A 21066-nucleotide genomic window follows, 5' to 3' on the forward strand; every position below is an offset into this window, starting at 1 on the left:
CGTTGCCCGAGCCGTTGCCCGAGTGGCCGCCTGAGCCGTTGCCCGAGCCGTTGCCCGAGTGGCCGCCTGAGCCGTTGCCCGAGCCGTTGCCCGAGCCGTTGCCCGAGTCGCCTTCCGTGTCGGGGTCCGAGGCGCCCGAGGGCCTGCCCCTGGAGCCGCGGCCGTGGCACAGGGCCGTCGTCCTGTCGGTCCTGGGGGCGATCGCGGTGGCCGCGATCGTCATCAACACCGTCCCGGCCCTCAACGGGGACTCCGGCAAAGACGCCGGGAACGACACCAGCGATCCCGGCCGGCCGTCGGTCAGCGCGCCGGCCGGTGGGTCGTCGGGCGGGGTGGCGGCGTCGTCCGGTGGGCCGGCGCCGACGGGGCTGTGGCTGTCCAAGGCGACCGTGGCCGAGGTCGACGACCTTGTCATGTCGCAGAAGGTGCTGGCCCGGCGCAGCGGCAACACGGTCAGCTTCCTCGACCCGGCCACGGGGAAGGACAAGGGCTCGATGAGCGTCGTCGCGCCGGCGGGGGTGCCGACACCCGCGGTGCAGCGGGTCACGCTGGTCGACACCGCCGACGACACGATCGTGGTGTTCTTCTACCGGTCGACCTACCAGCAGGACGGGCTGAACGCGGCGCGGGGCGAGCACCGGGTGCAGGCCCGCCTGCGGTCCACCGGCCAGCAGACGCTCGACACCGCGCTGACGCTCGGCGGCGAGCTGTGGGAGAAGTCGAGCTGGTCCATCGCCCCGGTGGCGGCCACCGACCCGGGTGGCTACCTGGTGCTCAACTACCTGCCCAGCGGCGGGGCCGAGCCCAACCTCTTCCACGTCGTCGGGCTGCTTCCCGGTCTCCGGTCATGGACCGTCTCCGAGGACTGCTGTCCCCGCTCGATCGCCGCGCTGGCCGCCAACGGCGGTGTGCTGCTCGCCTCCTGGGTCGGCGCCGACGACGAGCTGCGCGGCTACGACCTCGCCACCGGGCGGCAACTCTGGCGGCGGGGATACCGGGACGACAGCATCCTCAACATCCACCCCGACTGTGCCCGCGCGCACAAGGGGACGTTCATCGTCCGCGACTCCAAGACACCGATGATCCTCGACGCCCGCACCGGCGCGGTCGTGCGGAACACGAACGGCGGGAACTGCCTCATGTTCGACTCCGCCGGCTCGACCGGCGTGCAGACGAAGGGCGCGGTCGTCGGGTACGACCTCGACACCGGCGAGGCCCTGTGGACGATCGCGTCCGACCGGGTGCGCTCGCTCGACCTGAAGGTCGTCGGTGTCTACCGGGGACGGGTGTACGTCACCACCCAGACCGACCGGCTCGTGCTCGACGCGCGCACCGGCACCGAGGTCGGCCGCGGCTGGACGGTCGCGCCGAAGGCCGGGTACGGCAGCTGGGTCGTCGGCTTCGACCACCCGAAGCGGCGCGATTCGGTCTACCCCGGCACGGGGTGATCCCGCGGCGCGAAGATGTCGGTCTCCGCGATCAGCCGCTGCACGAACTCGATCGGCGGCAGCGTCCGACCGACCGACCGCTCGGCCTCGGTGATCGGAACGACGTTGAGGATCCGCACCGCGCCGTCCGAGGTCCGGATGTAGTCGCGCCCGCTCATGGTCAGCGGACCGGAGACCAGCACCGCCGCGCAACCGGGCAGCGTGGGGAAGTCGCGGTTGAGCCCGATCATGTGTCCCCAGTCGATCGCGTCACCGGTGACGAGCGGGTGCACGGCCAGGTTCGCCAGCTGCCCGGCGACCGCGCGCTCGTCCTCGCGTGACAGCGGACCCCGGCGCGCGAACTGGAGCTCCGCCCGCCGGCCGCCACCCGGACCGGGCCCGACCGGCATCGGCTCCACGGCCATCCCGATCGTGGTGAACGACGTCATCGGCGTGCCGGCGGTCGGCCGGTACACGAGGACGTCGAGCCGGCCGACCGGCGCGGGACCGTCGTCGAACGTGATGCCGTCGTCCTCGTCGCCCCACGCGGCGCGGTGGGCGTTGAACACCTCGCGGAGGACCGCTGGAGCTGCCATCCGCGAAGGCTAGCCCACCGCGTCAGAGATTGACGCACTCCGATGTATGGGCTAGATTCCGGACGCGTTAGGAAAGCGCTTTCCTCGGTGGGGACGCGCCGAACACATCCAAGGGCGGTGTCACGATGAAACGTATCAACCGGTCCGGTCTCGGCAGAGCCAGAGCCGTGCTGGCCGTCGCGGCCACGGTGACGGTGACCGTCGCCGTGGCCTTCAGCCCGGGCGCCGTCGCGGCCCGGACGGTCCAACCCCCAGCCGCCCAACCGCTGGCGGCTCCGGCCGGCGGCACCACCGAACGCCTCGACCGCGGACTGGTCAGCATCCGGTCGGCCAAGGGCACCTTCGTATCGTGGCGCCTACTCACCTCAGACCCGGCGGGCGTGGCGTTCCACGTGTACCGCAACGGTTCGCGGATCACCGCGCAGCCGCTGACCACCGCGACCAGCTTCCTCGACGCGAACGCGCCCGCGGACGCGGCGTACACCGTGCGCGCCGTCGTCGGTGGCGCGGAGGTCGCGTCGACGCTGGCCGACACGCCGGTGACCCCGTTCGCCGCCAGCCAGGACGTGCCGCTGCAGATTCCGCCCGGCGGCACCACGCCGAGCGGCGAGTCCTACTCGTACGTCGCCAACGACGCGAGCGTCGGCGACCTCGACGGCGACGGCCAGTACGAGATCGTGCTGAAGTGGGACCCCACCAACGCCAAGGACAACTCCCAGTCCGGCTACACCGGCAACGTCTACCTCGACGCGTACAAGCTCAATGGGACCCGGCTGTGGCGCATCGATCTCGGCCGCAACATCCGGGCCGGCGCGCACTACACGCAGTTCCAGGTGTTCGACTACGACGGCGACGGCCGCGCCGAGATCGCGGTGAAGACCGCCGACGGCACCCGCTCCGGCACCGGCCAGGTGATCGGCTCGTCGAGCGCCGACTACCGCAACTCGTCGGGCTACGTCCTGTCGGGGCCCGAGTTCCTGTCGGTGTTCCGCGGCACCGACGGGGCGGTGCTGGCCACCGCCAACTACGTGCCCGCCCGCGGCACGGTGTCGAGCTGGGGCGACAACTACGGCAACCGTGTCGACCGGTTCCTCGCCGGAACGGCCTACGTGGACGGGTCGCGGCCGAGCATCATCATGGCCCGCGGCTACTACACGCGCAGCGTCGTCTCCGCCTGGGACTTCCGCAACGGCGCGCTCACCCGCCGGTGGACGTTCGACTCGAGCTCGTCGACGAACGGCTCGGCGTGGACCGGCAAGGGCAACCACCAGCTGTCGGTCGCCGACGTCGACAACGACGGCCGCGACGAGATCATGTACGGCTCGATGGCCATCGACGACAACGGGTACGGCCTGTGGCAGAACAACACCTTCCACGGCGACGCCTACCACGTCGGCGACCTCATCCCGTCGCGCGCCGGGCTCGAGGTGTTCAAGCCGTCGGAGAACGGCAACCCGGCCCACTGGGTCGGCGACGCCCGCACCGGCCAGATCATCTGGAGCGCGCCGAGCTGCGGTTGCGACAACGGACGCGGCGTCGCCGCCGACATCTGGGCCGGCAACCCGGGTGCGGAGGTGTGGTCGTCGGCGGTGTCGGGGCTGCGCAGCGCCACCAACGGCAACCAGGTGGCGAGCCGCAAGCCGGGCTCGACCAACTTCGTCATCTGGTGGGACGGCGACGCCCAGCGCGAACTGCTCGACGGCACCACCATCTCCAAGTACGGCACCGGCGGCGACACCGTGCTGCTCAGCGGTTCCGGCGTCGCCTCGAACAACGGCACCAAGTCGACGCCCGCCCTGCAGGCCGACATCCTCGGTGACTGGCGCGAGGAGGTCATCTGGCGCACCTCCGACAACCGCGCCCTGCGGATCTACTCGACGACCGAGCCCACCTCCATCTCGCGGCCCTCGCTGATGCAGGACCGGCAGTACCGGCTGGCGATCGCCTGGCAGAACACCGCCTACAACCAGCCGCCGCATCCCAGCTTCGCGTCGCCGTAACGCGCGGAGTTCGCGGTTGGACAGATCCTGGAGGCCCGTGACCCCCCGCCTGGTCGCGAGCCTCCAGGATCGCCGTTCACCCGACGATCGCTCACGTGGAGCCCGCCCGCACGAGGCCCGACTCGTACGCGTACACCACCGCCTGCACCCGATCTCGCAGGTCGAGCTTCATGAGCACGCGCGCCACGTGCGTCTTCACGGTCGCCTCGCCGACCGTGAGGTGCGCCGCGATCTCGGCGTTCGACAACCCGCGCGCCAACAGGCGCAGCACGTCGGTTTCCCGCGGGGTCAGCTCGGCCAGCTCGCGCGGGGGAGTGGGACCCGGACGCCCGGCGAACGCCGAGATGACCCGCGTGGTGATGGCCGGGTCGAGCAGCGCCTCGCCGTCGGCGACCACGCGGATCGCCGTGATGAGGTGCTCCGGCGACGACACCTTCAGCAGGAACCCCGACGCACCCGCCCGCAGCGCGTTGTACAGGTTCTCGTCGGTGTCGAACGTGGTGAGCACGATGACCCGCGGCGGATGCGCGTCGGTGAGCAGCGCCCGCGTGGCGGCCAGCCCGTCCTGGCGCGGCATCGCGATGTCCATCAGTACCACGTCGGGCCGCAGCCGGCGGACCAGCGCCACCGCCTCGACCCCGTCGCTGGCCTCGCCGACCACGGTCATGTCGGGCTCTGTCTCGACCACCATCCGCAGGCCGGCCCGCACCATCCGCTGGTCGTCGGCGATCACCACGCTGATCGTCGAGCCGCTCACCGGGCCAGACCCACCTTCTCCGCTGCCAGCGGCAGCCGGGCGGCGACCTCGAAGCCGCCCGCCGGCCGCGGACCCGTGACCAGCTCGCCCCCGAACAGGGCGACCCGCTCGCGCATGCCGATGAGCCCCTGTCCGGCACCGGACACCGGCGGCGGCGCGGCCACCCCGGCGTCGTTGCGGACGACGAGGTGCAGCCCGTCGGCTCGGTACCCCACCGTGACCGTGACCCGTGCCGACCCGGCGTGCTTGAGCACGTTCGTCAACGCCTCCTGGACGATGCGGTACGCCGAGATGTCGACGGCCGGCAGCACCGGCGCCGGCTCGCCCTCGCGCTCCAGGGTGACGGCCAGCCCCGCCTCCCGGACCTGCGCGATCAGCTCGTCCAACCGCTCCAGCCCGACCGGCGCCGCCGCGGTGCCCCCGAACCCGGAGTCGGCGCCATCGCCCCGCAGCAGCCCGAGCGTGCGCCGCAACTCGCCGACGGCCTCGCGCCCGGCGGACTCGATACCGCGCAGCAGCTCCGGATCGACCCCGAGACCCGCCTCGTGGCGGCGACGCACCACCCCCGCCTGGATCACCATGACGGTGACGCTGTGCGCGACCATGTCGTGCAGCTCCCGGGCGATCCGCACGCGCTCCTCCATGACCGCGTCGCGTGCCTGCTGTTCACGCAGCGACGCCCGCGCCGCCGCCGCGTCGCCGGCCCGCCGCGCCTGCACGGAGATGGCGATGCCCAGCGCGGCCGGCGCGAGCGTGAAGAACAGCGCGCCCATCGGGTCGTCGGGCAGGTTGAACCAGAACACCAGCGCCGTGCCCACCAGAACCGCCGCCGGTGGCAGGTACCCGAGGCGGGACCGCCAGTCGCGCCCCCACGCGGGCACCATCCGGCCGACCGTGTACGCCGCGATCGTGAGCGCGATGAGCTGCCAGAGGCGGTAGTTGTCGTAGTCGGTGTTGTAGAAGTACCGGTGCGCGTGCACACCGAGGATCGCCAGCGACAGCAGCGGCCACATCCGGCGCACCGCCACCAGCAGCGTGTAGCCGGCCAACGCGTACGGCCACCAGTCGCCCTCCATGCCGACGATCTGCTCCTCGACCACGCCGAAGACGGCGAACACCGCCGCCAGCGCCAGGTCGAAAGGGCCTATCCGTTTCCGCCACACCCCAGAGACGGTACGGCCGCCTATCACGACGCCGCGCCCCTCCGGCGGGGGATCCCTCCGTCCGCCCCGCGGGGGACCCCGGATAGCTCCCGGTACGGGTGACCGCCGCGTCCGCCGTCCCTAACGTCGCGCTCCACAGAGATGGAGGAACCCATGAACAGGAAGCTCGCGGCGGCCTGCCTGGTCACCGCCCCGCTCGCGCTGGCGGTCGCGACCGCCGTCGACCCCGCCCTCGGCGACACGCCGGAATACGGCGTCTACCGGCAGCACCCCGACGCCATCCTGTGGCACTCCGTGCTGCTGCACTGGGCCTGGGTGCTGTTCGTGCCCGGCCTGCTCGGGCTGCTCGCACCGGTGCGCCGGCGGGGCGCGGTGCCCGCCGCCGTGGCCTGGGTGGCGTCGGTGGTCGGGCTGGTCACGTTCGCCGCGCTCATGTCGGTGGACGTCGCGATCCTCGCGCTCGAGCAGACCGTGCCCGACGCCGACGTCGCCCGCGTCTTCGACCGCTTCGAGAGCTACGTCTGGGGCACGGTCGGCTGGCAGGTTCCGGGCCTTCTCGGGTGGGCGGTCGCGCTGGTCGCGGGCCCGTTGGCCGCCGCGCGGGCCCGGGTCGTGTCCTGGTGGACCGCGGGGAGCGCGCTCGCGGGAACCGCGTTGTACTTCCTGTTCGCGATCGAGCCGGTGCCCCTGTGCCTGGCCGGGCCGGTGGTGATGCTGTGCGCGTACGCGGCGGCCGCCGTGGAACTGGTGCGTGGACGGCCGTTCGGCGCGTCGGGCGGGCCGTCGGCGGCGGAGGCCGACACCTTCGGCCGGTTCACGTTCCGGGCCGGCCTGGTGTGCATGGTCGCCGCGCCCGTGTCGTTCGCGATCGGCATGGGGACGATCCCGGGCGGCTCCTACGAGCCGTCGGGGTTCGTGGAGCACCCGACGGCCGCCCAGGTGAGCGCGTTCTTCCTGCACCTGACGTGGGTGCTGTTCGTGCCGGCGGTGCTGACGCTGATGCGGGTCGGCGGCCGGTTCGTCCGGGTCGCCGGCACGCTCACCGTGCTCGGTCTCCTCAACTTCAGCGGGCTGATGCTGGGCGACCACACCGACCTCGCGGCGCGCCAGGTGCTCGGTGCCGGGGTCGCCGACGAGGTGGCACGCCGCATCGACGGGTACGCGCTGTTCAGCCTCGGCTGGGCGGTGCCCGGCATGGTGCTGTCGCTCGTCGGGCTGATCGCGGTCGCGGTAGCCGCCGGCGTCGACCGGCTGGTGCCCTGGTGGGTGCCGGGCGTCGTGGTGCTCGGGTTCGTGGGGTTCTTCGTGATGCCACCGGCGCCGGCGACGGCGGTGGTCGGCCCGCTGCTGCTCCTCGTCGGCTTCGGGCTCCTCGCCCGCGGCGCCGCTAGGCGGCCGTCTTCTTCGCCGGAGCCCGCTTCTTCGCCGCCGCTGTCTTCTTCGCCTGGGCCTTCTTCGCCGGCGCCTTCTTCGTGGCGCTCTTCTTCGTAGCCGCGGCGGCCTTCTTCTTCGGAGCCGCCTTGGACGTCGTGGCCGTCTTCCCGCCGCGGCGCTTCGAGGCGGCCTCGACGCTCGCCCGCAACGCCTCCAGCAGGTCGATCGCCTTGGTCGCCGTGGGCGCCTCGTCGGACACCGTGACCTCGTTGCCCTCGGCCTTGGCCTCGATGAGCTCGTGCACCCGGTCGGTGTACGTGTCGCGGAACTCCTCGGGCTTCCACGGCGCGGTCATCGAGTCGATGAGCTGGACCGCGACCTGGAGCTCCTTCTTGTCGGGCTTCGCCCGCTTCGGGACCGCGTCGAGCTCCTTCGCCGGGTCGCGGATCTCGTCGGCGAAGAACATCGTCTCCAGCACGAGGAGGTCCTTGTCCGGACGGATCGCGGCGAGGTACTCCTTGCCGCGCATCACCAGCGTCCCGATCGCGACCCGGTCGGCGTCGGCCATCGCGTCGCGCAGCAGCGCGTAGGTGCGCACGGTCTCGTCGCTGCCCGGCCCGAGGAAGTAGGTCTTCTGGTAGTAGATCGGGTCGATCTCCGACTGCTCCACGAACGTGTGGATGTCGAGGCTGCGCGAGCGTCCCGGTGCCACCGCGTCGAGCTCGTCGGCGTCGAGCATCACGTAGTTGCCGTCGGAGACCTCGGCGCCCTTGACGATGTCGGAGTAGTCGACCTCCCTGCCGGTGCGCTCGTTGACACGCTTGTTCCGGATGCGGTCGCCGGTGCCCTCCTGGAACTGGTGGAAGTGCACGTCGTGGTCCTGCGTCGCCGAGTACACCTTCACCGGTACCGACACCAACCCGAAGCTGACCACACCGGTCCAGATCGAACGCGCCATGCACCCGTACTACCCGGCGGCGCCACCGGCAACCACCGGTTCCTGCAGCTCCGTGCGCCACGTGTCGGGATCGCCGCGGCCGTACACGTGGTACACCTCGCGGAAGTACCCGTCCGACCGGTAGCCGTGCGCCTCGACCCACGTGTGCAGCGAATGACCGGTGCGGACCACGTCGGCCATCGGGCCCCGGTGCACGATCGTGGCCGCCTCGATCGCCGGCAGGTCGACCATGACGCACCCGTCGACCGGGACCCCGCCGGCCACCGGAAGCCCGGCGTGCACGAGGATCCCGTCGCCCTCGGGCGGGTCGGTGTAGAACGCGAGCGGCGGGCCTGCGGCGGCCGCGTCGAGCCGGCGTCGCACCTCGGCGAAGAGCGGCCCGATGACCGGTCCGATCTGCTCCGGCCCGTACCCCGCCGCGAGCCCGCTCACGGTGGCGACGCGCGCCCCGGGCACCCGCCTGATGGTCACCTCGTCGCTCGGCGCCGCCCCCTCCATGCCGATGACCATCAGGCGCGCCTCGACGCGGGCCAGCCGCTCGGCGTCCACCGCGATCTGCTCCTGGAGTTCCGCGCGACGCAGCCGCAGCATTCCGCGGAGCTCGGCCACGTCGACCTGATCGTCGAGCACGGCGCGCACCTGAACGAGGGTGAAGCCCAGTTCCTTCAGGGCGACGGCGCGGTGCAGTCGCGGCAGTTGCGCCGCTTCGTAGTAGCGGTAACCGGTGGACGCGTCGACGCGCGCCGGCCGCAGCAGGCCGATCGCGTCGTAGTGGCGCAGCATGCGCACGGATACGCGACCGTGCCTGGCGAAGTCCCCGATGCTCAACATCGCTCGATAGGGTCCCACGGATGAGCCAGCCCGCCTTTCTCGACGCGATCCGCGACTCGTACGACACCGTCGCCGCCGACTACGTGAAGCTCATCAAGGGACCGGAGACGCTCGACCCGGTCAGCCGCGCGATGATCGACGGCTTCGCCGAACTGCTACGTGCCGGAGACCGCGGCCCGGTGGCCGACCTGGGCTGCGGTCCGGGCTGGTTCACCGACCGTCTTGCGGCGACGGGACTCGACGCGTTCGGTGTCGACCTGTCTCCGGGGATGGTCGACCAGGCCCGGCAGGCGTACCCGCACCTGCGCTTCGAGGTCGGCTCGATGACCGCGCTCGACCTCCCCGACGGGACGCTCGGCGGCGTGCTGGCGTTCTTCTCCACGCATCACACGCCGCCGTCGCACCTGCCGGTGGTCTACGCGGAGTTTCACCGGGTCCTCGCACCCGGCGGCCTCCTGCTGCTCGGCGGTCACACGGGAAATGACGAGCACCACAGCCCGCAGCAGGCCTACGGCGGCCATCCGGTGTCGTACGAGTCGCACCTCGTGCCGGCCGACCGGATCGCGCAGCTCCTGACAGCGGCGGGCTTCACCGTCACCGCGCGGCTGGAGCAGGTGACCGACACCGGCCGCACCCACGCGATCCTGCTCGCTAGGAGAGCGGCCACGGGGTGAACGGCTCGCCGAGGTGCGGGGTGGCGAGGACGCCCGTGTGCGCGGCGAGCCGCGCCATCCTGGTTCTCCGGGCCTCCTCGGCGTCGACCTCGTGGGCGTAGGGGAGCGCGGGGTCGACCAGTTGCACGGCGTGCACCAGGAGGTCGCCGGTGAACAGCATCGTGTCGGCGAGGAGCACCGACTGGTGCCCCGGTGTGTGACCGGGCGTGGCGACGATGCGTACGTGCGGCGCCACGTCCCGGTCACCGTCCACCGTGGACAGTTGACCCGTCTGCCGGAGCGGGGCGAGCAGTTCGCCGTCGAGCGCCGGGTTCAGCGTCGCGAACGCCTCGATGTCGGCCCGCGGGACGAGGTAGGTCGCGTTGCCGAAGTACGGCGTGCCGGCCTCGACCGCCCAGCCGACGTGGTCGGTGTGCAGGTGCGTGAGGATCACGGTGTCGACATCCGCGGGCGCGATGCCCGCGGCCGCCAGCTCCGCCGGCAGGCTCCCCGGCACCGGTGCCCACGCGCGCGCCGGCGCGGTGGCGCTGCCGATCCCGGCGTCGACGAGGATCGTGCGTCCCTCGGCGGTGCGCAGCGCGAAGCAGCGGAACCGCAGCCGCCACTCGCCGTCGTGCACCGACAGCGGGTCGAGGCGGTCGGCAGCGTCCCACTGCGCGGCGGTCGCGTCGGGGAACGCCTCGGCGCGCGGGCTGAAGAACGGGCCGACGGCGTCGGTGAGCGCGGTGACCTCCACCGGTCCGACCCGGCGGGTGACGGGTGCCATCACTGCCTCTTCAGCTCGATGCGGTAGTTCGTGCCGGACTGCACGAACGTGTCGCCGCTGCACGTGTAGGTGTCGGGGTCGGTGCTGCCGGACAACGGCACCGGTGCGCCGGCCACCCCGTCGACCTTGACCGTCGACGAGCCGCTGCCGACGACGTCGGTGTAGTAGATCTTCGCGTCCTGGGGCGTGTACCTGAACGTGATCTTGCCCTGGGTGGTGCGCTCGTACTTCTTGCCGCCCGCGGTGCCGGTCGCCAGGGTCCCGGCCGACATGTCCAGCTCGCCGGTGCCGTCGGCCCGGAAGCGTTGGATCGCACCCGACGTGGTCATCGCGACCGCCACGTCGCCGACGGTCATCGTGTAGGTCGACTGGCTCTCGACCCAGGTGCCGATCACGCACCCGTCGCCGCCGGCCGCCGACGCGCTCGCCGAGGGCGTCCCGCTGCTCGCGGTGGCGGGGCGGTCGGTGGGCTCGTCGTCGCCGTTGGCCAGCACGAGCGCCACGGCGGCACCGCCGCCGAGCAGCACGACGAGCACGGCCACCACGATCCCGACCACCAGCCCGGACCCCGACCGGCGCGGCTGCTGCGGCGGCGGCATCTGGTACGGCTGCTGGTACTGCTGTTGCGGATACTGCGGTGGGTGTTGCGGACCGTACCCGAACTGCGGGGGCTGCTGGGGTTGCTGGGGTTGCTGGTAGTGCTCGTAGGACTGGTAGCCCTGTGGCTGCTGCGGAGGGGCGGGCTGACCCGTCTCCGCGCCCCGGAACGCGCCGCAGCCGGTGCAGTACCCGATCGGGTTCACACTCGTACTGCCGCACGTCGTACACGGTTGCATCTTCGCCGCCCCCACCCCGGTCCGCCGATCACTGAGACGGTAACCGACGGGGTCGCGGTGCCCGAAAGGGCACGCATCGGATAACCGACGGCTACCGCGGCCCCTTGGGGGTGGCGGGTACGGTGAGAACCGCGTTCGATGAAGGTCGATGTGACAGCAAGTACGGGGGTGACCGTGCCGTACCTCAGCCGACGGAGCATTCTCGCCGCGATGACCGGCGCTGCGGCGGTCGGTCCCGCGGCGTTCCCGGCCGCGCGGGCCGTCGCCGCCGACACCTTCGCGTCGAACACCGCCCTCTACGCCGACCCCTCGGTGGACGAGGGCACCGACTACGCCCGGCGGCACCGGCGGCACGCCTCGTACGACGACAGCGAGACCGGCGCCGCCACCTACCCGACCACGGTGATCCTGGCCCTGCACGGCGGCGGCATCGAGCCCGGCACCTCGGAGCTGTGCCTCGCGATCGCCGGGTACCACCCCGCCGACCAGTCGCCCGTTCCGGCCGGCGGCCCGGTGTACGACTACTGGATGTTCGAGGGCATCCGGTCGACGAACAACAGCGAACTGCACGTCACCTCGACGCACTGCGACGACCCGGTCGGGTGGTCGCTCGCGCGGGGCGCCCGCCGCGCGGTCTCGCTGCACGGATGCTCGCCGGCACAGGCTGGCGTTCCGGCCGGTACGAGCGCGGTGCTCGTCGGCGGGCTCGACACCGACCTGCGGACCGCCCTGCTCGCGGCGTACGCCGGGGTGGGCATCGTGGCGATCGACGCCGTCGGCAACCCCGACCTCGGCGGCACCGACCCGCAGAACATCGTCAACCGCACGATGACCGGCGCCGGCGCCCAGCTCGAGCTCACCACCCCGATGCGCACCGCGATGTTCACCACGAACACGCGTCCCCAGCGCAGACACACCACGACCTCGGCGTTCTGGCGGTTCGTCGAGGCCACCCGGGCAGCCCTCGCGAACTGACCGTGAGCGCGAGGTGACCTCGCAGGCTCCTGCGGCATGATGGGCGGATGCGGACCGTCACCCCGCCCGGCGATCCCGGAGCAGAAACCACCGGGGGTTACCTCAAGGGCCGGATCCGCCGCAAGGACATCATCGCCGCGGCGCGGGCCGTCTACGCCGAGGCCGGCTACCACGGCTCGTCGCTCCGCGAGATCGCCAAGCGCGCGGGCATCACGCACGCCGGTCTCCTGTACTACTTCCCGACCAAGGAAGCGCTGCTGGCCGCCGTCCTGCAGCGGCGCGACGCGGAGGACGCCGCGCGCCAGCATCTCGACTCCTCGCCCGGCCTCGACGTGCTGAAGAGCCTCATCGCGCTCGCCGCGCACAACGTGCGGCACCCCGGGATCGTGGACCTCTACGTGCGGCTGGCCGCGGAGGCCGTCGGCCCCGACCATCCCGCCCACACCTACTTCGAGCGCCACTACCGCGAGGCGCGCGAGCTCACGGCGCGGTCGTTCCGCGTCCTCGCCGCGCGCGGCGACCTCCGGCCGGGAGTCGATCCGGAGCTCGCCGCGCTCGGCTTCATCGCGTTGATGGACGGCCTGCAGGTGCAGTGGCTGACGATGCCCGACGAGGTCGACCTGGTCGGAGCGCTCGAGGCCCACCTGCAGAGCCTCCTGACGGTTCCGCTATAGCGTGCGGGCGTACGGGTCCCAGTCGGCCGGTAGCGGCGGCGGCACGTCGGTGGTGCTCTCCACGAGCACCGGTTCTCCGGCCGTGTACGCGTCCTCGATCGAGAGCATCACGTCGAGCACGTGGTAGGCGAACCCGCCCGACGCCCGCTCCGGTACACCGGCGCGGATCGCCCGGGCCAGCTCCACGACCCCGGTGCCGCGCGACGCCCCGTGCCCCTCGTGCGGCACCTCGACCACGTCGTCCTGCCCGAGCAGGTGCAGCAGCGTCGACCCGTCGAACCGGTTCGGGTCGGGCACCACGGCGCTGCCGAGCGTGCCGCCGACCTCCAGGGTCGTGCGCCGGATCGCGGAGTCGAAGGTCAGCACGATCTGGGCCGACCCGCCCCGTTCGAACTCGAGCAGCGCCGCCACGGTGGTGGGCACCGTCACGTCGAAGACGGTGCCGGCACGCGGTCCCGAGCCGATGACCCGCGTGTCGCGGGCCTTGTCGCCGGTGGCGGTGACCCGGCGCACCGGGCCGAGCAGCGACACCAGCCCGCTGAGGTAGTACGGACCGATGTCGAGCAGCGGCCCGCCCCCGGCCTGGAAGAGGAACTCGGGCGCCGGGTGCCAGCTCTCCGGGCCGGGAGACTGGAACAGCGCCAGCCCCGTGCGCGGTTCGCCGATGCGTCCGCTCTCGAGCAGGCGCCGGGCGGTCTGGAACGCGGCGCCGAGCACGGTGTCGGGCGCGCTGGCGACCCGGAGCCCCTTGTCGCGGGCCAGGTCGAGCAGCTTGCGTCCGGAGGGACGGTCGAGCGCGAGCGGCTTCTCGGTCCACATGTTCTTGCCGGCCTCGAGCACGGCGAGCCCGACGGGTACGTGCGCGGCCGGGATCGTGAGGTTCACGACGATCTCGATGTCGTCGCGGGCCAGCAGGTCGGCCACCGGCCCCGAGTTCGGCACGTCGAACGCCGCGGCCTGCGCCGCCGCGCGCTCCACGTCGAGATCGGCGATCATCACCACCTCGACGTCGGGGAACGCGGTGAGGTTCTCCAGGTACGTGGTGCTGATCACCCCGGCACCGACGATGCCGACACCCACACGACTCACCGAGATACCCCCGAGACGTAGGCGTAGCTGGCGGCGAGCCCCTCGAAGATGTCGCCGGCGTACCCGTCGAACTCCAGCACCCACAGGGCGTCGGGCGCGGCGGCCAGGATGTCGGCCACCGGCGCGCGTCCCTGACCGGCGGGCAGCTGCGCCGACGGCTCGGTGGTCAGGTCGCCGTCCTTGACGTGGATCGCCTTGACCTTGTCGCCCAGCGTGCGCAGCAGCGCCGGGCTGTCGGCGCCGCCCACCGTGGACCAGTACGTGTCGACCTGGAGCACCACCTGCGGATCGAGCTGCCCGGCGAGGACCTCCAGGCCGGTCTGCCCGTCGATCTTCGCCTCCAGCTCCCACCAGTGGTTGTGGTAGCCGACCGTGATGCCGTGCCCGGCGGCCGTCTTCGCGGCGGCGTTGAGCGCGTCGGCGGTCTTCGCGATGTCGTCGCGGGTCTGCCAGTGCTCGGCGCGCACGGCCGGGTCGATGACGATGCCGATGCCGCACTCGGCGGCCGCGGCGAACACGGCGCTCTGGTCGACGCCGACCAGCTTCGCGTGCGTGGTGGGCGCCTTCAGGCCGGCCTTGGGCAGGCCGGTGCGCAGGGCGGCCGCGTTGTCTGCGAGGCCGTACGGCTCGACCTGCGTGAACCCGATTTCGGCCAGGCGGGCCAGCGCGGCGTCGGGATCGGCCGCGAAAGCCTCCCGCACCGAGTACAGCTGTACGGAAAGATGGCTCATGAGGTACCTCCAGGCACGTGCGAGCGGCGGTTGCCCAGGCCCAATTTCTACCACCTGGTCAAAATTCGCGCCAGGAAGTCTCAGAGAGCGCGATCAGCGCTCGCGGAGGATCCTGGCCCTCCACCGCGCCAGCACCGAAGGCGGCGCGACGGCGGCGACCAGCCGGGTGCGGCGCGACGACCGTTCCCGCAGCCCCGACCGCACCTGCCGGAGCGCGGTGGCCAGGTCGGCGTCGGTCACCGGGAACCGGGCGTACTTCGCCCGCTCCTCGGCCCGGCTCAGCGTGAGCACGCCGGCGTTGGCGGCCGGTGCGAGCGCGCCGGCACGGATCAGCCGGTCGCCGACCGCGCGGCAGGACAGCGCCGGCCCGACCAGGTCGTCCGGCACCCGGTAGTCGGCGAGCAGGTCGAGCAGCTCCTCCCAGGCCGCGTGGGCGGCGCGGCGGGGCCGCCGGAGCCCGGCGAGGGTAGCGTGCGGCCGGCGCCGCCGGCGCAGCAGCGAGCGGTGCAGCCGCGGCAGGCAGAGCAGCATCAGCACGATGAGCAGCGCCGCGGCCAGCGCGAACGGCCAGTCCCACCACCGGCCCGCACCGGCGCCGTCGGCCGGGCCGGCCACCGCCGACGGTTCGCCGGCCGCGGGAGCGCTGGCGTCCGGTCCGGGGTTCGTGTCGACGGGGGTCACCGGATCCGGGGTGGTCGGGCCACCGGCCGGCGGTGGCGCTGCCGGCGCCCACGGCGGGTACACCGCGCCCGGCACCGCGGTCGGCGGGGTGGCGTCGAACGGCACCCAGCCGAAGCCCTGGAAGTACACCTCCGCCCAGGCGTGCAGGTTGAGGTTGAGCAGCGTGAACGTGTTGCCGACGCGCTCGTTGCCCCGCGTGAACCCGAACGCGACGCGTGCCGGGATGCCGGCCGCCCGGACCAGCCACGCCAGCGCCGCGGCGTACTGCTCGCAGTAGCCGACGCGACCGGTCGTGATGAAGTCGACCATCGCGTTGCCGCTGTTGCCGGCCCGGGTGTACCGGTCGTACCGGAAGTTGTTGGCCGGGCCGAAGAAGTCGAAGATCGCGCGCACCCGGTCGTACTGGGTGGTCTTGCCGGCCACGAGCCCGGCGGCCTGGTTGCGGATCGCCGGCACCTGCGGCAGCTTCGTGAACCGCTGCCGCAGCGGGTCGGTGGCGGCGAGTTCCGGCGCGTTGCGCAGCGCGGTGGGGGAGTAGTCGAACCGGGTGTAGGTGACCTTGTACCGGCTGCCGGCCGCGGTCGACCGGGCCGAGTGCACCACGCTGGTCTCGCTGTCCCACGCCCACTTGCCGCGCGAGGCGGTGACCTCCGCGGGCTGCAGGTAGATCGGCAGCAGCCGCTCGGCGAACGTGCGCACGGTGATCTCGGCGGTGTACCGCTGCCCGGTGATGCCGCCGGTGACCGGTGCCTGGGTGGAGGCCAACTCGTCGAGCGGACGCCACTCGGCGGGCCCGCGGCTGACGAACCCGTCGAGGGTCAGCTCGTCGGCCACGCCGAAGCGGAGGTAGTGCGGGTCGGGGTCGTTGGTGGTGACGTCGACCATCGGGTACTGGCCCGACTGCCGCAGCGTGCCGGACAGGTACGAGAACATGTTGACGGTGCCCGACCCGGCCCGCCCGGCGCCCGACCCGCTCCGGTTGGCGCGGTCGAACTCGAGCCGGCCGACCAGCCCGTCACCGAGGCTCGGCACCCCGATCGGCACGACCACCGCGAGCGCCACGCCGGCCGCCGCCATGCGCCGGCCCGCGGCCGCGAGCGGCGACGGCGACCGGCCCTCCGGGTCGGAGTCGTCGCCGGTGTAGCGGCGGCCGTACCGCCGGACCCGGTCGGTGTTGTCGGCCGCGAGCAGCCAGAGGAAAGCGAGTGCCGCGCAGACGAACGACACCACCTCGGCGACCACCCGGTCGGACCCGATCACCACGGTGTGCATCGCGACCATCGGCAGGCCGGCGACCAGTGTCCAGCCGGCCACCACCACCGCGATGTCGATCGCGAGCAGCACACCGCCGACCCCGAGCGCGGCGAGGAAGTGCAGCGACGGGTCGTCGCCGACCGGGATGCCGGTCTCCCGCGACGCGGCCCCGGCCTCGCGCAGCAGTTCGCTGAACCGCACCAGCGTGTCGGGCGTCGGCACGAAGCCGAGCCACGCGTGGTCACGGGCGAACAGCAGCGTGAGGCACAGGACGAACGCGGTGATCATGCCGAGCGTGCCGCTGAGCTGCGGCGTGCGCAGCGCCCGGAGCGCGAGCGCGGTGGCGGTCATCGCGACCGTGACGACGAGGACGCCGACCAGCCACGTCCACGTCTGGAACACGAACTTCAGGGGCGCGGCCGAGAAGATCGTGACCGCCGCCGAGAGCAGCGTGGCACGCAGGTCGCGCGTGCCGCCCAAACCCACCCCGTAACCCCCGCGGAAGTCTTGATCAACAGCTACCTATGCGGCGAGTGTACGCGTTTCGGGCGTGCCCGACGGGTCCCGTGTTTCGCCGCCGGCGGCATCGGGCAATACCTCCTGCGTACCGCAGGAACCCAAGCCTTCCAGGGGGAGTTCTCACATGACCGTCACCGGCATCCTCATGGCTCTCATCGTCGGCCTCGTCGTCGGTGCGCTCGGGCGACTGGTGGTCCCGGGCAAGCAGCGCATCGGCATCGGCATCACCATCGTCGTCGGCATCGTCGCCGCGCTGGCCGGTACCGCGCTGGCCCGTGGTCTCGGCTTCGCCACCGCCACCGCCGGCATCGACTGGATCGAGCTGCTCTTCCAGGTCGGTCTCGCCGCGGTCGGCGTGATCCTGGTCGCCAACTTCATGGGCCGCAACAGCCGCCGCCGCTACTCGCGCCGGTAACCCTCACCGCATCCGTCCGACGGCCGCCGACCCCCGGGTCGGCGGCCGTCGGTGCGTCCAGCCACGGCCCTGGCGCCCGCTCACACCGAGACGACCAGCTTTCCGCGTGCGTGCCCCGTGCCCAGGTACTCCAACGCCGCCGGCACCTCCGCCAGCGGGTGGACGCGTTCGATCTCCGGCGCGAGCGTGCCCGCGGCGAGCATGCCGGCCAGCGCCTCGAGGTGGCCCGTACCGGGGTCGCGAGGAACAGCACCCATGCGGCGATCGCGCGCCCGCCCAGGCGCTGGTCCGGGCCGGGTTCCGGGCGCGCGACCGGGTGCAGCTGGTCGTGTTCGCGTACGACGCCGGCCTGGTCAAGCCGGGCTGGCTTCCCTAGGGAGCTTGGCCCGCACCGACGCGGCGTCGGGGTGGTCGAGCTCGTCGAGGATCACCAGCGCCGCCCGCCAGGCGTCGACCGCGGAGCCGTCGGCCGACGCGTGCCGGGCGTCGCCGAGGTGCACCAGCGTGTACGCCTCGTGGTACCGGTCGCCGACGTCGTTGAACATCGTGCTGGCCCGCTCGTAGCACTGCATCGCGCGGCCCTGGTCGCCGATGTGGTGGTACACGTAGCCGAGGCTGTCCAGCGCCGACGCCTGGCCGTGCCGGTTGCCGATGGCGCGGTGCAGGGTCACCGACTGCTGGCAGTACGCGAGCGCCTGCTCGTGGTCCCCGATCTTCAACCGCGACCATCCGATGGAGTTGAGCACGCTGGCCTGCCCGGCGCGGCGACCGGCGCGCCGGTACAGCTCCAGCGCGAGCTCGTCGTGCCGCAGCGCCTCGGCGTCGTCGCCGCGCAGGTCGCAGACGCCCCCGAGAACCCGGTGCACGGCCGCCTGTCCGGCGTCGTCGCCGAGGTCGCTGAAGAGGCGCAGCGCGCGGGTCAGGCTCTCCTCGGCGTCGGGGTAGCGGCCGGTGCGGGTCTGCGCGCGGGCGGCGCCGATGTAGGCGTGGGCGAGGCCGACCGGGTCGCCGGAGCGGGCGGCCGCGGCGACCGCGGTCTCGTGTGCGGCGGCCAGTTCCGGCCAGTGGCCCTGCCGGTCGAGGTGGTCGGCGACGGTCCAGGCGAGCTGCCACGCGTGCCGGTCGAAGCCGTGGTCGGCCGCGACCCGGATCGCCGCGAGCAGCGCCGGCCGCTCCACGTAGAAGTCGACGGTCGCCGGTACCGCTCCCGCGAGCGGCGGGTGGATCGCGATCGGGTCGCGGTACGGGTTCAGCGCCACCGCGGCGGCGTACGCGCCGTGCAGGTAGTGGTCGAGGAGGCGTTCGACGGCCGGTCGGCGGTCGCCGTCGGGGTCGTGCGTCGCGGCGAGCTCACGGCCGTAGTCACGCAGCAGGTCGTGGACCGCGAAGCGGCCGAGCACCGGCTCGGTGACCATCGTCGCGCACGTCAGCTCGGCCAGCAGCGCCGTGGCGGTGGGTACGTCGACGCCGGCGAGGCTCGCCGCCGCGGCGGCGCTGAAGTCGGGACCGGGATGCAGTGCCAGCATCCGGAACAGCCGCGCCGCGCCGGGTGGCAACGCGCGGTACGACCACGAGAACGCGGCCCGCACGTCGGTGTCGGGGCCGCCGAAGCCGAACGCGTCGAGCCGGGCGCTGCCGCCCGAAGCACTGCCGCCGGGTGTGGTGTCGTCGAGCTGCTCGGCCAGGGCCGCGAGCGGGAAGCCGTTGCGGGTCACCACACGGGCCGCGACCACGGCGAGCGCCAACGGGAGCCCGGCGCAGCGGGCGACGATCGCCTCGGCCGCGCGGGGTTCGGCGCGTACCCGGTCGGCTCCGACCCGTCCCGTGAAAAGCCTCCGCGCGTCGGTGGCCGGCAACGCGTCGAGGGCGAACAGCCGCGCGCCTTCCTTCGCCACCAGGCCGTAGAGGCGGTTGCGGCTGGTCACCACCGCGACACAACCGGGGGACGCGGGCAGCAGCGGCCGGACGTGGTCGGCGTCGCGCACGTTGTCGAGCACGACGAGCATCCGCCGGCCGGCCATGACGCTGCGGTACAGGCCGATGCGCGCGTCGAGCCCGACCGGGATCCGCGGTACCGGGACCCGCATCGACTCCAGCAGGGCCCGGAGCGCCTCGGCGCCGCTGAGTACCGGCTGGCCGGGATCGAAGCCGCGCAGGTTCAGGTAGAGCTGACCGTCGGGGAAGCGGCCGGCGACCCGGTGCGCCCAGTGGACGGCGAGCGTCGTCTTGCCGATGCCGGCGGGTCCGTCGATCGCCGCGATGGTGCCGTTGCCGCCTGCCCCGTCGAGCAGGGTGTCGAGCTCGTCGAGGAGCGCCGCCCGGCCGACGAACAGCGGCACGTCGCCGGGTACCTGGCGGGGCACGGGCTGTTCGTCGGCCGCCCGACCGGTCGCCGGCGGTCCGGCCGGCGGTTCCGGGTCGTCGGCGCCGAGCAGGTCGGGGTCCTCGCGCAGGATGCGCTCGCGCAGCCGGACGAGCGTCGGACCCGGGTCGAGGCCGAGCTCGTCGGCCAGGCGCTCCTTCACCTGGTCGTACGCGAGCAGCGCCTCGCGTCGCCGGTCGGCCAGGTACAGCGCGGTCATCAGCTGCCCGACGAGCTGTTCGTGCCACGGGTGCCGGGCGACCAGCTCGGTCAGCTCGCCGACGACGGCGCGGGCCCGGCCGAGCCGGATCTCCAGTTCCGCCCACCGCACCTGGATCGCGGTGCGGCGTTCGTCGAGCTTGCGGGCCACCACGGCGAGCGCCGGCGAGTCGAGGCCGTCGAGCGCCGGCCCGCGCCACAGGGCGAGCGCCGCGGTCAGCCGCGCCGCGGCGCCCGGCTCGTCGCCGGCGGCGACCAGCTCCTCGGACTCCCGCACGGTGCGCTCGAACCGGTCGACGTCGAGCCGGCCGGTGCCGGCCGGGATGCGGTAGCCGCCGCCGTGCGTCTCGATGACCCCGAGCGGACCGGGCAGCAGCCGGCGCAGTGTGGCCACCCGGTTCTGCACCTGCACCCGGGCGCTGGCGGGGGCGGCGTCGCCCCAGATCGTGCCGACCAGCCGGTCGATGGTCAGCACGCTGCCGCGCTCGAGCAGCAGCGCCGCGAGCAGCGCCTGGGTGCGCGGCCCGCCGACGGGCAGTGGCGCACCGTCGACGGTGACCGAGAGCGGGCCGAGCAGCGCGAAACCCAGCTCACCTGGTTCGGACATGGGGCACCCTCCGCGAAGGCCGAGCCGCCCCCCTCAGCCGTCATCTACGAGGGAAAATAGCCGACCGGCGATGTCTCGTCAGCCCCGGCCGTGTGAAATGTCGATGAAGGGCGGACCCCTGCCGCCACACCCCGTCACCGCAAACCTGCCCACCACGC

General features: G+C 72.9%; 19 protein-coding genes. 7 read left to right on the plus strand and 12 right to left on the minus strand.

Features of this window, described 5'->3' with window-relative positions; all coding sequences use genetic code 11:
• On the plus strand, positions 1 to 1448 hold a 1448-nt coding region (locus Voc01_RS33685; RefSeq protein ID WP_203931682.1), incomplete at its 5' end, for an outer membrane protein assembly factor BamB family protein.
• On the opposite strand, the gene Voc01_RS33690 is transcribed toward Voc01_RS33685, so the two are convergent.
• Complete coding sequence (locus Voc01_RS33690; RefSeq protein ID WP_203931683.1) at positions 1430 to 2023, minus strand: suppressor of fused domain protein; 594 nt, start codon at positions 2021 to 2023, stop codon at positions 1430 to 1432. The two genes, Voc01_RS33685 and Voc01_RS33690, sit on opposite strands and share 19 nt — an antisense overlap.
• Positions 2024 to 2148: 125 nt before the next feature.
• Here Voc01_RS33690 and Voc01_RS33695 point away from each other — a divergent pair, with 125 nt between their 5' ends.
• Complete coding sequence (locus Voc01_RS33695; RefSeq protein WP_203931684.1) at positions 2149 to 4023, plus strand: rhamnogalacturonan lyase; 1875 nt, start codon at positions 2149 to 2151, stop codon at positions 4021 to 4023.
• A 91-nt stretch (positions 4024 to 4114) separates the two neighbouring features.
• Here the strand turns inward: Voc01_RS33695 and Voc01_RS33700 are convergent, their stop codons facing one another.
• Positions 4115 to 4780 carry a response regulator gene (locus tag Voc01_RS33700; protein ID WP_275423779.1) on the minus strand — a complete coding sequence of 222 codons (666 nt, stop codon included), beginning with the start codon at positions 4778 to 4780 and terminating at the stop codon, positions 4115 to 4117.
• The gene (locus tag Voc01_RS33705; protein ID WP_203931685.1) at positions 4777 to 5943 is read right to left on the minus strand and encodes a sensor histidine kinase; all 1167 of its coding nucleotides are present in this window, start codon (positions 5941 to 5943) and stop codon (positions 4777 to 4779) included. The genes Voc01_RS33700 and Voc01_RS33705 overlap by 4 nt, the downstream gene beginning before the upstream one ends.
• A gap of 153 nt (positions 5944 to 6096) precedes the next feature.
• Here Voc01_RS33705 and Voc01_RS33710 point away from each other — a divergent pair, with 153 nt between their 5' ends.
• Positions 6097 to 7434, plus strand: coding sequence for a hypothetical protein (locus Voc01_RS33710; protein ID WP_203931686.1), 1338 nt, complete (start codon positions 6097 to 6099; stop codon positions 7432 to 7434).
• Here the strand turns inward: Voc01_RS33710 and ku are convergent.
• On the minus strand, positions 7331 to 8275 hold the full coding sequence (gene ku / locus Voc01_RS33715) for a non-homologous end joining protein Ku (RefSeq protein ID WP_203931687.1): 945 nt from the start codon (positions 8273 to 8275) through the stop codon (positions 7331 to 7333). The genes Voc01_RS33710 and ku overlap by 104 nt on opposite strands.
• A 9-nt stretch (positions 8276 to 8284) precedes the next feature.
• Positions 8285 to 9106, minus strand: coding sequence for a MerR family transcriptional regulator (locus tag Voc01_RS33720; protein ID WP_203931688.1), 822 nt, complete (start codon positions 9104 to 9106; stop codon positions 8285 to 8287).
• A gap of 20 nt (positions 9107 to 9126) precedes the next feature.
• On the opposite strand from Voc01_RS33720, the gene Voc01_RS33725 reads away from it, so the two are divergent.
• Positions 9127 to 9780, plus strand: coding sequence for a class I SAM-dependent methyltransferase (locus Voc01_RS33725; RefSeq protein WP_203931689.1), 654 nt, complete (start codon positions 9127 to 9129; stop codon positions 9778 to 9780).
• On the opposite strand, the gene Voc01_RS33730 is transcribed toward Voc01_RS33725, so the two are convergent.
• Both Voc01_RS33730 and Voc01_RS33735 read right to left on the minus strand, forming a co-directional pair.
• Entirely contained in the window at positions 9758 to 10546 is a 789-nt protein-coding gene (locus Voc01_RS33730) for an MBL fold metallo-hydrolase (protein ID WP_203931690.1), read from the minus strand. The two genes, Voc01_RS33725 and Voc01_RS33730, sit on opposite strands and share 23 nt — an antisense overlap.
• Positions 10546 to 11349, minus strand: coding sequence for a hypothetical protein (locus Voc01_RS33735; RefSeq protein ID WP_203931691.1), 804 nt, complete (start codon positions 11347 to 11349; stop codon positions 10546 to 10548). Before Voc01_RS33735 ends, Voc01_RS33730 begins: the two co-directional genes overlap by 1 nt.
• Positions 11350 to 11532: 183 nt before the next feature.
• Between Voc01_RS33735 and Voc01_RS33740 the strand changes: the two genes are divergently transcribed.
• Positions 11533 to 12357: a poly-gamma-glutamate hydrolase family protein gene (locus Voc01_RS33740; protein WP_203931692.1), complete on the plus strand. Its 825-nt coding sequence runs from the start codon at positions 11533 to 11535 to the stop codon at positions 12355 to 12357.
• 47 nt (positions 12358 to 12404) lie between these two features.
• Positions 12405 to 13031: a TetR/AcrR family transcriptional regulator gene (locus Voc01_RS33745; protein WP_203931693.1), complete on the plus strand. Its 627-nt coding sequence runs from the start codon at positions 12405 to 12407 to the stop codon at positions 13029 to 13031.
• Here Voc01_RS33745 and Voc01_RS33750 read toward each other — a convergent pair.
• From Voc01_RS33750 to Voc01_RS33760, 3 genes are all read right to left on the minus strand, one after another.
• On the minus strand, positions 13026 to 14120 hold the full coding sequence (locus Voc01_RS33750) for a Gfo/Idh/MocA family protein (protein ID WP_203931694.1): 1095 nt from the start codon (positions 14118 to 14120) through the stop codon (positions 13026 to 13028). The genes Voc01_RS33745 and Voc01_RS33750 overlap by 6 nt on opposite strands.
• On the minus strand, positions 14117 to 14851 hold the full coding sequence (locus Voc01_RS33755) for a sugar phosphate isomerase/epimerase family protein (protein WP_203931695.1): 735 nt from the start codon (positions 14849 to 14851) through the stop codon (positions 14117 to 14119). Before Voc01_RS33755 ends, Voc01_RS33750 begins: the two co-directional genes overlap by 4 nt.
• Positions 14852 to 14944: 93 nt before the next feature.
• Positions 14945 to 17272, minus strand: a complete 2328-nt coding sequence (locus tag Voc01_RS33760; RefSeq protein ID WP_203931696.1) for a transglutaminase TgpA family protein — start codon at positions 17270 to 17272, stop codon at positions 14945 to 14947.
• Between the two features lie 157 nt (positions 17273 to 17429).
• On the opposite strand from Voc01_RS33760, the gene Voc01_RS33765 reads away from it, so the two are divergent.
• Entirely contained in the window at positions 17430 to 17720 is a 291-nt protein-coding gene (locus Voc01_RS33765; RefSeq protein ID WP_203931697.1) for a GlsB/YeaQ/YmgE family stress response membrane protein, read from the plus strand.
• An 80-nt stretch (positions 17721 to 17800) separates the two neighbouring features.
• Here Voc01_RS33765 and Voc01_RS33770 read toward each other — a convergent pair whose 3' ends face one another.
• Together Voc01_RS33770 and Voc01_RS33775 are read right to left on the minus strand one after the other, a co-directional pair.
• Positions 17801 to 17977: a zinc-binding dehydrogenase gene (locus tag Voc01_RS33770; RefSeq protein ID WP_203931698.1), complete on the minus strand. Its 177-nt coding sequence runs from the start codon at positions 17975 to 17977 to the stop codon at positions 17801 to 17803.
• 96 nt (positions 17978 to 18073) lie between these two features.
• Complete coding sequence (locus Voc01_RS33775) at positions 18074 to 20908, minus strand: AfsR/SARP family transcriptional regulator (RefSeq protein ID WP_203931699.1); 2835 nt, start codon at positions 20906 to 20908, stop codon at positions 18074 to 18076.
• Positions 20909 to 21066 lie beyond the last annotated feature (158 nt).

The sequence above is a fragment of the Virgisporangium ochraceum genome, assembly GCF_016863655.1.
Lineage (GTDB): Bacteria > Actinomycetota > Actinomycetes > Mycobacteriales > Micromonosporaceae > Virgisporangium > Virgisporangium ochraceum.